Genomic DNA, 14,591 nt, shown 5'->3' with positions numbered 1-14,591 from the left:
GATATAGAAATTAGTCGCGCCGAGTGGTTATTTTACTCTAAAAATGCCTTCAATGTGTCTTTTATCTAGAAGTATTTACCAAGAGAAAGAGAATAATTTTGCTCAATTTAATTTCTAACTTCATGTTGTTAACATCATTTTAGGTGAGTTTCAGCCTGAATACAATTTATAGACATACTCTTGATAAATCTCTGTACAAGGGCATCTATAACAGACTCTACAAAGCGCCTGCCATTAGTGCAGCTTGAACTGTTTCCCCAATAGACTGGGCTAAAGGCCAAGATGTTTCTACCTGCCCCAAAGGTTCCATTGGAATCAGAATGCTCACGCCAACCCAAGGAGTGCGTTGCTTGCGCCACTGTGCCAGTTGATCTGCCAAGAACCAGTGAAAAGGTGATGGATTTCCGCCGTCTGGCATCGCATACCATTGCAAAACTGCGAAGGTTTGCTGTGGTGTGGAGGCGCGAAAAAACCTAGCTTCTACTTTAGTTTCGACATTAGAAGCCAACTTTGCAGATGGTTTCACAGTAAATTCCGCAGACCGAGATTGAGCTATATCCCACTTTCCCCAGCGCGATCTTCCCCAACCGTTAACATCTGTCCACTCTACCTCTGGTTGATCCATAGGCCCATTTTGCGGCAACAAAAGCAGGATTGCCTGGGATTCGGAACCTTCTTTTTTAATTACCTGCAAAGACCAATTATGTTCGCCAATTTGTTGTTCTGCTTGTTCAATGGTTTGCCAACCAGGAAGGGTTAACCCAGTCTTGCGGATCTGTTTTAATTCGTGGAGGGTAGGAACAGGGGGCGGCTGTTTCCATTGCCAGTGTCCTGTCAGATATCCGGGAACCCCCGCTATTGCTAGCAGCAGTAGCAATAACAAAAGTGCTGCTACCTGAGTCAATTGGTTTTCTTTGAAAAATTTAGAGAAGGAAATCATCAGTAAAATTTGCAATACTTAGGCAAAATCTTACTTTATAAAATCACATTGTGAGTTCAGTAATATTTAGGACTTACGTATAATTGATGAAAAATTAGAGGAGTGGAGAATAGGGGAAAAGTTGCAGTAAATTTTTCCCCTATTCTCTTCTGCATGTTATGCCCAATGCCCAATGCCTCTAACTTTCTGCTTCTTGTTCAGTTTCTAGAGATGCTGAAAAATAGCTATTAATCCAATTCAGTAAGGGCACTAGTGACACCAGCATACAAGCAGAGTAGAGATCGCCACCCCAACCCTCATGCAGCCATTTAAAAGACGCTTCTTGACCCGTGCCGTGAAAGAAAGTCAGTAAAGTATTACGAATGATATTGGCAATAATACTAACGATCGCAGCCAGAGATAAAAACGATATAGTTGTCCGCCGTGAAGACAAAGCATCTGTCCAATAAAGCAGCATCAAGCCCACGTAGAAAGTCGTAAATAACATTTTCAGCCCTGCACAATAGGGAGCAACTTCTACAATCCGTCCTCCCACGTAAAGATTAATTTCATCTACGGTTACTTCCATACCAAATTGGTTCAGTATGAAGCCTGCTGTACCAGCGATAAAGCTTTGCAGAGGCAAAGTATAGGGAGCAATAAGATAGGGTAATGCTGTTGGGGTTGCTAAAAATACTAGTAGTAGAGAGAATCCTTGTAATTGCAAACCTGCTATTCCCTTAAACCACAAGCATAATCCGATCAATATAACGGGCAAGGAAAGGTTAACCCACTCTGTAACACCGCTAAGATAAAAAATTGCCCCTAATAACAATAAAACAGCGCCCAAAGGATTGATGGTATCTGGCAAACGTCTCCACTTTTTCCGGTTCATCCAGCCTAGATAAGCCGCAAATGGTAGACCAATAATTCCGTGGCTGAAATATTCGTGTTCTGTACTAATATTTTTGTGCAGCCAACCATCCAACCAGTGTAACAATATCGGAGCATAAAGCAGCAGCAAAACGCCTAAAATAGCTAGATTTAACAAGCCTGATGCGTTTATATTTTTAACCTGTTGCTGGAGTGCCATGATTTTCAGTATTAGTCATTGGTCATTGGTCATTAGTCATTGGTCATTAGTCATTAGTCATTGGTCATTGGTCATTTGCAAAGGATAAATGACAAAGGACAAAGGACAAATTAAGTATGAATTAACTTCAGGCTACCACGCTACCCAAGTCAGCAGGAGATAGATTATCTACCTGATAATTTGTTGACACTGCATTGGCGATCGCTGCTACAACTTCTTTAACTTGGCTACTACTCAAACCAGGATACATCGGTAATGATAATATTTGCTTTGACAACTTCTCTGCTTGGGGAAAATCTCCCAGTTGATAGCCTAAGTTGGTGAATGCTGGCTGGAGATGACAAGGAATTGGGTAGTGAATGCCAGTTTGAATTCCCGCCCCTGTGAGTTGTTCCTGGAGTTGCTGGCGTTCTATTGGGCAAGAATCATCAACTTTAATCACATAAAGATGATAAACGTGTCCTGTATCACTTTGATTTTCTATAGGGATAATTCCAGCACTTGCCAAGGGTGCTAGTTCAATATCATACTGTTGGGCAATAGTCAAGCGATCGCGATTCCACTGTGGCAAATATGGGAGTTTTTTGTGCAAAATTGCTGCTTGTAAAGTGTCCAAGCGGCTATTCGTACCTGGTTCAGTATGAAAATATTTTTGCGACGCACCATAATTTCGCAAGCGCACCATTTTTTGGGCTACATCTGCATCTCGTGTCAGCAGCATTCCCCCATCCCCAAATGCTCCCAAATTTTTGCTGGGATAGAAACTAAAAGCTGCTGCTATTCCTATTGAACCAGCGTAATATCCGTCTCTTTGGGCGAGATGGGCTTGGGCGGCATCTTCAAAAATTAGGAGTTTGTAGGTATCGGCAAAGTTCACTAAATCGCGTGGTGATACCATCTGACCATAGAGATGCACAGGGATGATTGCTTTGGTCTGAGGCGTAATTGCCTTTGCTGCTTCTCTTAAATCAATTAAAGCAGTTTGGCGATCGCAATCTACCAAAATTGGCTTGGCGCCAGCACGTATTACCCCAATTAAGGTGGCGATAAAAGTATTTGCGGGTAGAATCACTTCATCGCCAGCACCAATATTACACGCTTGTAACCCCAGAGCGATCGCATCTGTTCCTGATGCCACACCAACTCCATAAGCTGTACCAGATACTGCCGCAAATGCTGCTTCAAAATCTGAAAGTGCTTGCCCTAAAATAAAATCTCCCCGTTCCAATACAGATTGGATTGCATCTTGCAATTGTGTTTGAATTGGTTCATGTTGTAACTTCAGGTCTACAAAAGGAACTCTAATAGTCATTTTATTCATTGCCAGTCGTCCTCAAAAAATGTTTCATCACATGGAAAAAATAGAAAACCGTGTACAATTTTTGGCATGAAATTGTCATAGATTTAATCTATTGGGTAAAGGCTTAGATCAACTATTTAGGCGGTTATGGTTAATTCAAAATCACGCCCTCTTAATTTGAGCAACAGAAGTTGCCATCAGACTTCTCTGAAGCCGCCACTCCAACTTCTCTCAAAATTCAAAAAGTTCATAAAGTGGGCTTTTCAATAATTTGATAGCTTGCTAATCCGTAGGGATATGGTTGGCCTATTTAGGTCATCCTGCACTAGGATTATCATCTCTGGGTACTAGTTGTTATCAGTAAAATGTCTATATTTAATTACACTAACGTCTATTATTTTAAGTAAATTTACTTTGAATGTTCCAGTAAAAATTTTCCCTTATATACATAAAGAATGACAGCCCCTTTGTATTGTATCCTTAGCATTAGCTTACCCTGGCTGAATCCAAATCTAACGCAGTCTGATTGCAAAATCTCAATCAAGAAAGAGTACACCAGTGCTAAATAAAGAACATTCAGCACCAGTAACTAGTAACTAGCAGACACCACATCTTGGCTTAATGGAAGGGAGAAAAAAATTTTGCCCCAAATTTGTTTGTCAGAGGCAAAATTAGGGAATGCTTAAAAATAGCAATTGATAACCTAGAAATAGGACTTGGATCAATTACACGATCGAGAAATTATTAAGGTAGCAGTGGCAATGATAGAGCCTGAAAACAAATTATTTGCCCTAAAGGATGGTTGGGATTCTCATGAATCAAGAGAACAGCAACGCCTCAAAGCTTTGTCCGATTTAGGTTTGCGGCAACCAGAAACGATTCCGGTTTTTGAAGAAGCCACACAGACTGCCGCCCGCTTTTTGGAAGCACCAATTTCCATATTGGGATTTGTGGATCAAGAACGCCATTGGTTCAAATCGGCGGTAGGCTTATCTAGGCTGGGACTGGGACTAATGAATCATTTGGCACAAAGCCGCCAACTACTACGCCGGGAATCATTTTGCACTCAGGTAGTAGAGAGTTTGCAATACAGTAAAATAAACGATACACATAAACTTACCGATCCAGTCCTTGTTAGCAGCAAGCTAGTGCAAGATTATGGTATTCGTGCTTACTTAGGAGTGCCACTGATTGATGCTGAGGGAAATTGTTTGGGTGCATTAGCGGTGATGGATTTAGTGCCACGCAATTTTACACCCCAAAACATTGAATTTTTACAAATCATCGCTCGTTGGAGCATGAGTGAATTTGAACGTAACCGACTCCTGCAAGGGAAACTCCAATCAAGCGCTCCCAAAAACGTTCCGATATTTTCACTGAATGAGGAACGTAACACTGAGATTAAAATTACTGCATCCACTCAAGATAGCGACTCTGTTTCTACTAAGCAACTGAAGCTAGAACTTTTGAGTCAGCTAACTCAGGAGTTACGCACGCCCTTAACATCTGTACTCGGTATGGCTAGTGTTTTGGGACGTGAGATTTATGGACCTTTGACGACTAAGCAGAGAGAATATGTGGAAATTATCCAACACAGTGGTCGGTACTTACTTTCCCTAGTAAACGAAATTACCGAACTAGGAGCTATGGATGAAAACTCAACTGTGCTAAATCTAGCTCCCGTGGATATTGAAATGCTATGCCAACAAGCTATCAATACCCTAGAAGAAGTAGCTAATCGTCGCGAGCAAGATATTCGCCTGTCTATAGAACCGGGACGCAGTCGCATTTGGCCTTTAGATAAAGACAAGGTGCGGCAAATGCTTTATCATCTGGTTTTCAGTGTGATTCAACTTTCAGCTACAGGTAGCATTGTTCGCATTCATGTTTCTTACAAAGAAGATACGCTCAACATTACTATTTGGGTTTCCCATCCTTGGTTAGGGGACGGCATAACAGAGGTCGATCCTTACTTCCGTCTCAATTCTTTGTCGCTGCTGGAGCTTACAGGTGAGGTAGCAACTTACAATACTCATACAGAAAGACAAGAACAACTAGATACTTCATCAGTAGCAGTAGAAAATTCCAAAAACTTGAGTGATTCCCACTCAAATTTCTTTGCTACTAGTTCAGGTATAAATTTAGCTAAATCACATGGAAGTCTTTCTCGTGAAAGCTTAGGTCTATTATTAAGTTGTCAACTGGCAGAATTGCATGGTGGACATATTTTGATTCAAGGTTCACCAGAATCAGGATATCGTTATGTACTTTCTCTGCCACTGCAACTAGCGACTTCCTCACAAGCAATTAGCGATGTCTAATCGTGGGGATTGGGGAAGGTGGGGTCCCCTGTGGGGATAAGGGGTAATGGAGATTGGGAAAGACGTATTTTCTATCTAGATTTGATTAATTCGTAGCGAATTCTCTGTGTGCTTTTGCGCTTACCTATGCCTTTAAATTTCAACCCTCAATTCGCCACTATTTTACGTCAAGCTGTACTAAGTATATGAAGAACTATCTTAACTTCCTATTGGATGATGGCTAGGAATAAGAGCGCCATCACGCGATGGGCAATTTCTGTTATTACCTTTTTATAGCTATAGGCATTATGATCAATTCCAAGTTCTGCGTCGGCAGGCTAATTGATCGCAATGTTTTTTATGAATTTAGTCTGGCAACGATTTACTCTATCAACTTTACCGCTCAAAGAATATCTTGCTACCAGTTATGTACACCGCTCTCTGGTGGGACTGCTAAGTTCTTGGCGGCAAACTAGCGTCTTGCTCCAGTGGGGAGATGCGATCGCAGCGGCTTTACTCAGCTTAATATATGCTCTAGCACCTTTTGCTTCCAGTACATTGGTGGGTTTGTTGCTGGTGGCTTGTGTCGGATTTTGGCTGTTGTTGACTTTATCTGATGAAGTAACACCAGCAAATGTCTCGTCAGTCACTCCCATTCACTTGCTGGTATTGCTCTACTGGGGAGTTGCCGCAATCGCAACAGCATTATCACCAGTGAAAAAGGCGGCACTTAATGACTTGGGAACCTTAACCTTGTATTTGCTACTATTTACCCTTTGTGCCAGGGTATTAAGGTCGCCTCGCCTCCGTTCTTGGATTATCATCCTTTATCTGCACGTATCGTTAATTGTTAGTGTATATGGGTTGCGGCAATGGTTTTTTGGAGCCACAGCACTGGCAACTTGGGTCGATCCAGAATCTCCGATGTCTAAGACTACAAGAGTCTACAGTTATTTAGGCAATCCTAACTTATTGGCTGGATACCTCCTACCAGCAGTAATTTTTAGCTTAGTGGCAATTTTTGCATGGCAAAGCTGGCCTAAAAAAGCTCTTGCATTAACGATGCTAATTGTCAATATTTCCTGCCTGATTCTGACTTTTAGTCGTGGCGGTTGGATTGGACTAGTGGTGGCTGTTTTAGCTGTGATGACATTGCTAGTTTATTGGAAAAGCGTGGAAATGCCTCGCTTTTGGCGTACTTGGTCAATACCGATTGTTTTAGGAGGTTTGATCGGCGTATTGGTGCTAGCAGTGATATTTGTAGAGCCAGTGCGGCTGCGAGTCTTTAGTATTTTTGCCGACCGTAAGGATAGCAGTAATAATTTTCGCCGAAATGTGTGGGATGCTGTTTTTGAAATGATTCGCGATCGCCCGATTTTCGGCATTGGGCCTGGTCACGGCTCTTTTAATAAAGTTTATCCCCTCTACCAACGCCCTCGTTACACTGCTTTGAGCGCCTATTCGATATTGTTTGAAGTGACTGTAGAAACTGGCTTTGTTGGTTTAGCCTGCTTTCTCTGGCTACTAATTGTCACATTTAATACGGCACTTTTGCAAGTGCGACGATTGCGACAAATCAGAAGTGTAGAGGGATTTTGGTTAATCGGAGCGATCGCTATTTTGTTGGGTATGCTAGCTCACGGTACCGTAGATACTGTCTGGTATCGTCCTGAAGTCAATACCCTCTGGTGGCTCATCGTTGCCTTAATTGCCAGCTACTGGACACCTTTAGCTCAAAACCAGACAAATACAACTAACTCAGAACCAGCAGTAAATTAACATAAATAAGTTGTCAGTTGTTTTTTTTACCGAACAACTGACAACTTTTGAATTTTGCATAAATCAATTTTGAATTGTCTAATCTCTGTAGGTAGTGGCACTTGGGGCATTAGGGTCGCGATAAGCTACAGATTCGCGATCGTTCTTTTTGCCAGCCAACCCGCCTAGACCGAATAAACCAAGCAATCCTAGCCAACCCCAATCAAAATCGTTGCGATCGTCAGTAGTCGTTGTTGGAGCAGTAGTAGTGGCTCCGGTGTCATTAGTTGTCTGAGCTTGTGCAGATAGAGATAAGGGTAAAATTCCCATACTCAAGGTGAGAACGCCAGCGCCAACGGCTGTAATGAAATTACTTTTCATAAGTTGTGAAATTCCTGATGCTATCCGAAGTTACTCACAACTGTATCGAGTCTCGACCTTCACAAAATCAATCTGCGGCTATAAACTCGGCATTTTCATAACTCACGCTGTGGATATACAACATGGTTTTAACAGTAATCGATTTCTCATTCTGGTATGGTAGTTTGACCACACGTTACCCTTAATAGCTTTTCATTGCCCGTTGAATATCACGCTGGTCTTGGCGTCGTTTCAGGTCTTCTCGTTTATCGTGGAGCTTTTTACCTTTGCCAAGGGCTATACTCACTTTTAGCCAGCCTCGTTTGAGATACATTTTCAAAGGGATTAAAGTTAAACCCTGCTGTTCGACTTTGCCAATTAGCTTACGGAGTTCTTGACGATGCAATAGAAGCTTGCGTGTACGCCGTGGTTCATGATTAAAATATTGTCCACTAGCGTTGTAAGGCGAGATATGCACATTGATCAACCATGCTTCGCCATTGCGAAGCAAAGCATAGCCATCTTGGAGATTGACTTTACCCGCACGAATCGACTTCACCTCTGTTCCTGTCAACTCAATTCCAGCTTCGTAAGTTTCTAGAATTTCATACAAATAACGGGCTTGACGGTTGTCGCAAATGACTTTGTAACCTTCGTTCTTGTCGCTCATTGATAATTTTGTGTGCTTTAAATGTACCTAAAAAATTATTTGGATTGGCTTGTGAATTATACGGTGTATCTTAGAACCGCTATAAATGGTGAACTGTATATCACTAATTTAGCTTTTCTAAGTTCACAATTAAGCTTTTCTGGCAACTTTAAGTTAGCTGATACCGATTACCTCTGAGGTTTCGTAGAACAAGGTGCTTGAGTAACTTGTCTCACCAAGCCTGATTTTGTGCAGTTTCACAAATAGGACTTACACATCAAGTAAAGGCAATACCCTGTGGGAAGCCGCTTCTCTACGAAAGACTCGCCGTAACTTGCTTCTTTGCGTTTAGATGAATTGCCCTCACTCCCTTTTTGCATAAATCCTGACAAATAATTGGTATGACGCTAATGAACATTTACTCTCCTTGATTAAAGAGTTGTTACAAATTACAAAGCTCTCTATACCTCCTAACCAAAGGGAATCTAAGGTGGTTACACTTCGTTAACCTTCCTAATGATTTAAGATTTCCTTTAGAAATAAACCCTGAGAGCAGTCATTAGCTGGTAATCCTGTCATAGTATGAAACATAAGAACACTATTCTTGTCTGTGTTCAGTAACGAAGTATATAAAAGCAAATTTCTGAGTAAAAAAATGCTAGGGGTGTATTATCCATGCCCTTGACGATCCTTGTAGTGGATGATGATTTGGGCACTCGTCTGTCTGTTAGCGACTATCTTGAACTGTCTGGCTACTCAGTGATCACAGCTAATGACGGTCAAGAGGCTTTGTTTATGGTGGATGAGTATCATCCTGATTTGATTGTCACGGATATTGTTATGCCACGGATGAATGGCTATGAACTGGTGCGCCGGGTGCGTCAACAACCAGTGTTTCGTTTATTGCCTGTAATTTTATTAACGGCACGCATTAAGACCCAAGAAAGAATTCTGGGCTACCAGTCAGGGTGCGATTTATACTTACCTAAGCCTTTTGAACTAGAAGAGTTAGCAGCAGCAATCCGCAATCTTTTGGAGCGATCGCAAATTATCCAATCAGAGTATCGTTTTTCTCATAAAGATAGTTTGGGCATTTCCGGTTTGACAAAAGCGGGGGATGCCCATAATTCTCTGTCCACTCAAATTCAGAAATCCCATGTGCACTCAGTCCTAACTCATAGAGAACAGGAAGTCTTAGAGTTATTAACTCATGGTCTTTCTAATGCCGAAATGGGCCTTCAACTACACCTGAGTCCTCGAACTGTGGAAAAGTACGTTAGCAGTTTATTGAGAAAAACCTCAACCAGCAACCGCGCGGAATTAGTCCGTTATGCGATGAAGCATGGTTTAGTGGAATAAAAGTTAGGAGGAGAGACGCGATTAATCGCGTCTGTACAGGAGTGAGGAATTAAAACTCCTCACTCATAACTCCTCACTCATAACTCTTCACTTTTAACTTTTGTCAGCAAACCTTCACAAGCATCGATCAATAAATCAATAACCTGATTAAATCCCTCTTCACCGCCATAATAGGGATCTGGAACTTCTTTTAGAGTGTGTCGAGAGCAAAACTCGCACATCAAACGCACTTTATGCTGATATTGCCTAGTTTGATCGAGAGTGAGGATGTTCTCATAATTTTCTCGATCCATAGCCAAAATCAAATCAAAGTCTTGAAAGTCTGACTTTTGAAACTGGCGTGCCCGACCACGCAGTTTAATTCCCAACTTAGTAGCAGCCGCAGCACTCATGCGTCTGTCAGGTGGGCTACCAACGTGATAGCTAGATGTACCAGCAGAGTCACAGAGGATGTGTTCGCTCAAGCCAGCTTGCTCAATTAGATGATTCATGACGTTTTCTGCCGATGGCGATCGGCAGATGTTACCTAAGCAGACAAACAGCAACTTGTAAGGCATAGATATGCTTTGTCCTTTGTCAATAGTCATTTGCCCTTTGTCAATAGTCCTTTGTCCTTTGTCTTTTGACTAATGACCAATGACCAATGACCAATGACTAATGACTAATGACTAATGACCAATGACTAAAATCCAGGTAACTCCAACCCACTGGTTAATTCTTCCATGCGTTCCCGCATTGTTGCTGTGGACTTGTTGTAGGCTTCTTTCATTGCCACTGTTACAAGATCGGAAAGTACTTCTGCACCTTCTGCTAAAGCATCTGGAGAAATTTCTACCCGCTTGGGTTCTTGGTTTCCACTGACAATTACCTTTACCAGACCACCGCCAGATTCTCCTTGAATCTCCATTTGCTCCAATTCTTCTTGGAGTCGCTTTGCGCCTTCTTGAACTTGCTGCGCTTTCTTAAAAGCTTCGGCTAATTCTTTCATTTTTCCTAAGCCAAAGCCGAATCCCTGTCCTTTTCCTGTCATAATTATTTGTACGCGTATGCGTTGAATAACAAATCAAATTCAATTATAGATGCGGTAAGTAATTTGACTCTTTTTTTACCAATAATTAATGCGTTATAGGTTGGGAGTAGGGAGTAGGGTATTGGACATTGGTTATTAATTCTTTTACCTCATCTCCCAATTCCCCATTCCCCATTCCCCATTCTTTATCCACAAGCACCTTGAAACTCTCCGAGCATTTTGACTTCTGGCTCTAAATTAATAGACCAACGTTCTTGTACTTGATGTTGGATGTGGCGAATGAGACAGAAGATATCACTAGCTTTAGCCCCACCACGATTAACAATAAAATTAGCGTGTAGTAGTGCTACTTGTGCTCCACCGATTTGGTAGCCTTTCAGACCAGTTTGTTCAATTAACCAGCCAGCACTGTAAGGTTTGGGATTGCGAAACACACTGCCACAACTGGGGAAGTTATATGGTTGGGTGCTTAACCGATGCTTTTTGTGTTCTTTGGTAATTGCCACAACTTTTGCTGGGTCTGCACCTGGCGCGAGTTGTAAGGTAGCTTGGGTGACTATGCGATCGCCACCTTGCAATAATGAAGTCCGGTAGCTATAACCTAACTGTTCCGGGGTAAGAGTTTCCAGCGTCCCATCGGGTGAAAGTACCTCGGCACTAACTAACATATCTGCGATACAGCTATTATGTGCCCCTGCGTTCATCACCACGGCACCTCCTGCTGTTCCGGGGATGCCAACAGCCCACTCCAATCCTTGCCAACCTAATTCTGCTGCCGCCCATGCCAAGCTGGGAATTGATTCTCCGGCAGCAACGGTTAATTGACCGGTTTGGGGGTCAAAGTGGTTGAAGCGGAGATGACGAGTAGCAATAACTAAACCTGATATACCACCATCGCTTACCAGCAAGTTAGAACCTGCTCCCAGTGTTGTCACCTTTAAATTACGTTCTTTTGCGTATTTAAGACTTGCTTGCAGTGCTTCTAAGTTTCGGGGGGCAACGTATAAATCAGCTGCTCCCCCAACTCTATAGGAAGTAAACGCTGACAAAGAAGCCTGGGACTTGATCGCACAATCAGTACTGGGTAAGTAGATTACTTCACTGTCCACCGAATTAGCTGTTTGGTGTTTCTTTGTATTCAAAGCAGAAACTGTGCAGACGTTTCCAGCTGCCTGGGAAATGGTCATCTTTACTTTGTTTTGGTAAAATTTTTACATTAATCTACCGCAAAGATACGGTAATAGAGTTCACAGATGAAACCGTTGCGAGAAGGGCGCTTTGCTCAGAAATAAAACTTCGCAAAGTTTCCACTTAGGATGTGGCTTTAGCCGGCTCACAAAGTGCCGTAATTACTTCAGGAATCACTTGGTTCAAATTTCCAGCGCCTAAAAACAGTGCCAAGTCTCCTGGGCGTAGTGTTTCTAGCAAGTAATCACACACTGCGGGTAAAGTTGGTTGATAAACTACCTGCGAATGCTGTTTAGCAATTTCCGCCGTTAGACGTTCACCACTAATTTGCCCTAAATTAGGTTCGCCTGCACTGTAAATATCAGTCAGCACCACCAAATCAGCATGGGTAAAGGACTCGGCAAATTCTTCTAAAAAGGTCAGTGTACGACTATAGCGATGGGGTTGGAAGATGGCAACCACTCTTTGCCCTGGTCTTGCCTGTAAACGTGCTGCGGCGAGAGTAACGCGAATCTCGCTAGGGTGATGAGCATAGTCATCAATGAAGGTAATGCCATTGACTTCACCTCGGAACTCAAAGCGTCGTCTTGCTCCTTCAAAAGTGGCGATACCTTTGGCAATTGCTCCAAATTCTAAGCCCAAAACACGACCAACAGCTACTGCGGCTAAGGCATTGCTGAGATTGTGCCGACTGAGCAAACGCAACTTTAAAACGCCCAAAGCTTTGCCTCTTTCCCAAACCAAAGCCGTGGTACCATCAGCACGATAATCAATATTGGTGACGGTGTAATCAGCGTCGGTATCTGAGTGTAAGCTGTAGCTGATTGTGGGTTGCAAGCGATCGCGCACTGTCGTACAGTCAATGCTACCTATTAACGTTTTACAACCCTTAGCAAATGTCTGGAAGATGTCAATAACTTCTTCTAATGTATCGTAGTGGTCAGGGTGATCGAGTTCAATATTGGTGATGATACCAATTTCGGGAGCGTGTTTTACCAGAGAACCATCTGATTCATCTGCTTCGGCTACCAAATATTGGCTTTGTCCCAATCGAGCATTACCTTCCCAAGCATTGACTTCGCCACCGACCAAAATCGTTGGATCTAGACCAGCTTCTAGAAGCATATAGCCAATCATGCTACTGGTTGTAGTTTTGCCGTGTGTTCCTGCCACTGCAATACTGTAGTAATCGGCAATTAAAGCTGCTAGTACATCTGAACGATGTAAAACTGGACAACCTAATTCCAGTGCTGCTTTGTATTCTAAATTGTTAGTGTTAATTGCTGTTGAACAAATGACTTGAGGCAGTTTTGACTTAGTATCAGCAGATAATTCTTCTTGTGAATTTAATACTACTGGATTAGCCAATACCTGAGGGTAAAAGAATTCGAGATTGCTTGCCTCTTGTTTACCAAAAATATGAGCGCCGATAGATTCCAACTTGTGCGTAATGTGGTTAGGACGAAGATCCGAACCTGATACTGGAAATTGACGCTTTGCAAGAACGTATGCCAGAGCAGACATACCTATGCCACCGATGCCAATGAAATGAAATGGTCTACCACTAAAATCTACAGAATTAGTCATTTATTGCTCCTCTTACACCACACCACACCATAATCACAAATGACACGCGTATCATAACAGGAATTTGATTTTTACCGTAACTACTCCTGTATCATGTTCATGTTTGATGCCCAAATGATGTTTCTGCTCTGGTTTTCCTGCTTCAGAATGATTTTACCTTGGTTGGAGGTTTTTGCTATTTCTGAACTGTTCTTAAGATTATTCTGAAAATTTTGGCCGCATCGGGAAAGAAATTCTTGTAATGTCAAATACATATTTTTGTCTACCTTACTGGAATTGGCTACATAATACATTGTTTAGTGAAACTAAATTGAAATTGCATCAAGTTTAGGCGTGAATTGAGTACAATAGTACATTGGTAATGAAACTATTTTTCAATTGCATATAACCCAGGCTTATCTGGATGCAACAACTAGCAGTTTTTGGTGGCACATTCGATCCAATTCATTGGGGACACCTGCTCGTAGCCGAGACAGCTTTGCATCAAGTATCCCTTGAAAAGGTAATTTGGGTACCAACCCTAAATCCTCCTCACAAAGAAGCAGCTTTGTTTGAGCATCGTCTGCAAATGCTGCAATTAGCAATAAAAGATAACCCAGCATTTACTGTCTCACTAGTGGAGACTAATCGCTCTGGGACTTCTTATGCCATTAACACCCTGATTGACTTATCTGCTTGTTACCCAAATACTCACTGGTACTGGATTGTGGGCTTGGATACTTTCCAAACCTTACCCGGTTGGTACCGGGGACACGAATTAGCACAAATGTGTGATTGGTTAATCGCACCCCGACAGCTAGGTGGTGAGACTATAACTCAAAGCAAATTAATCTGCAAGCAAGTGGAGCAACAACTCAAGGAGCAGTCTGCGATCGTTCACTGGCAACTCTTGAATATACCTTTAGTAGGAGTTTCGTCAAGTCTAATTCGCAAATTTTGCCGCGAAGGCAAGTCAATTCGTTATTTAGTCCCGGAAGCGGTCAGATCATATATCACTAACAACAATCTCTACTCTTACAAATCTGAATAAATTATGTGTTTTTTTATT

At 42.1% G+C, this 14,591-nt stretch carries 13 protein-coding genes; 4 read left to right on the top strand and 9 right to left on the bottom strand.

Going from position 1 to position 14,591, the window contains the following annotated elements; genetic code table 11:
- Positions 1-217 precede the first annotated feature (217 nt).
- The 3 genes from V7K61_RS05490 to V7K61_RS05480 form a co-directional block, all read right to left on the bottom strand.
- Positions 218-940 carry a cyanoexosortase B system-associated protein gene (locus tag V7K61_RS05490; RefSeq protein ID WP_335051663.1) on the bottom strand — a complete coding sequence of 241 codons (723 nt, stop codon included), beginning with the start codon at positions 938-940 and terminating at the stop codon, positions 218-220.
- Positions 941-1,118: 178 nt separating this feature from the next.
- Positions 1,119-2,012, bottom strand: coding sequence for a cyanoexosortase B (crtB, locus tag V7K61_RS05485; protein ID WP_335051661.1), 894 nt, complete (start codon positions 2,010-2,012; stop codon positions 1,119-1,121).
- A 127-nt stretch (positions 2,013-2,139) separates the two neighbouring features.
- Positions 2,140-3,324, bottom strand: a complete 1,185-nt coding sequence (locus tag V7K61_RS05480) for a DegT/DnrJ/EryC1/StrS family aminotransferase (protein ID WP_335051659.1) — start codon at positions 3,322-3,324, stop codon at positions 2,140-2,142.
- 749 nt (positions 3,325-4,073) lie between these two features.
- Here V7K61_RS05480 and V7K61_RS05475 point away from each other — a divergent pair.
- Together V7K61_RS05475 and V7K61_RS05470 are read left to right on the top strand one after the other, a co-directional pair.
- Entirely contained in the window at positions 4,074-5,633 is a 1,560-nt protein-coding gene (locus tag V7K61_RS05475; RefSeq protein ID WP_335051718.1) for a GAF domain-containing sensor histidine kinase, read from the top strand.
- Between the two features lie 339 nt (positions 5,634-5,972).
- Entirely contained in the window at positions 5,973-7,391 is a 1,419-nt protein-coding gene (locus V7K61_RS05470) for an IctB family putative bicarbonate transporter (RefSeq protein WP_335051657.1), read from the top strand.
- Between the two features lie 78 nt (positions 7,392-7,469).
- On the opposite strand, the gene V7K61_RS05465 is transcribed toward V7K61_RS05470, so the two are convergent.
- Positions 7,470-7,751, bottom strand: coding sequence for a WGxxGxxG family protein (locus tag V7K61_RS05465; RefSeq protein ID WP_335051655.1), 282 nt, complete (start codon positions 7,749-7,751; stop codon positions 7,470-7,472).
- Positions 7,752-7,932: 181 nt separating this feature from the next.
- Complete coding sequence (smpB, locus tag V7K61_RS05460) at positions 7,933-8,400, bottom strand: SsrA-binding protein SmpB (RefSeq protein WP_094349892.1); 468 nt, start codon at positions 8,398-8,400, stop codon at positions 7,933-7,935.
- A 654-nt stretch (positions 8,401-9,054) separates the two neighbouring features.
- On the opposite strand from smpB, the gene V7K61_RS05455 reads away from it, so the two are divergent.
- Positions 9,055-9,738, top strand: a complete 684-nt coding sequence (locus V7K61_RS05455) for a response regulator transcription factor (RefSeq protein WP_335051653.1) — start codon at positions 9,055-9,057, stop codon at positions 9,736-9,738.
- 77 nt (positions 9,739-9,815) lie between these two features.
- Here V7K61_RS05455 and V7K61_RS05450 read toward each other — a convergent pair whose 3' ends face one another.
- The 4 genes from V7K61_RS05450 to murC form a co-directional block, all read right to left on the bottom strand.
- On the bottom strand, positions 9,816-10,295 hold the full coding sequence (locus tag V7K61_RS05450; protein WP_335051716.1) for a low molecular weight protein-tyrosine-phosphatase: 480 nt from the start codon (positions 10,293-10,295) through the stop codon (positions 9,816-9,818).
- A 125-nt stretch (positions 10,296-10,420) separates the two neighbouring features.
- Positions 10,421-10,768, bottom strand: a complete 348-nt coding sequence (locus tag V7K61_RS05445) for a YbaB/EbfC family nucleoid-associated protein (protein WP_099100025.1) — start codon at positions 10,766-10,768, stop codon at positions 10,421-10,423.
- Positions 10,769-10,953: 185 nt separating this feature from the next.
- Entirely contained in the window at positions 10,954-11,955 is a 1,002-nt protein-coding gene (gene murB, locus V7K61_RS05440) for a UDP-N-acetylmuramate dehydrogenase (protein ID WP_335051651.1), read from the bottom strand.
- Positions 11,956-12,079: 124 nt separating this feature from the next.
- On the bottom strand, positions 12,080-13,543 hold the full coding sequence (gene murC / locus V7K61_RS05435) for a UDP-N-acetylmuramate--L-alanine ligase (RefSeq protein WP_335051649.1): 1,464 nt from the start codon (positions 13,541-13,543) through the stop codon (positions 12,080-12,082).
- Between the two features lie 403 nt (positions 13,544-13,946).
- Between murC and nadD the strand changes: the two genes are divergently transcribed.
- Complete coding sequence (nadD, locus tag V7K61_RS05430) at positions 13,947-14,573, top strand: nicotinate (nicotinamide) nucleotide adenylyltransferase (protein ID WP_335051647.1); 627 nt, start codon at positions 13,947-13,949, stop codon at positions 14,571-14,573.
- Positions 14,574-14,591: the final 18 nt, after the last annotated feature.

The organism is Nostoc sp., from assembly GCF_036918015.1.
Taxonomy (GTDB): domain Bacteria; phylum Cyanobacteriota; class Cyanobacteriia; order Cyanobacteriales; family Nostocaceae; genus Nostoc.
This window is presented reverse-complemented; position numbering and strand designations above follow the sequence as displayed.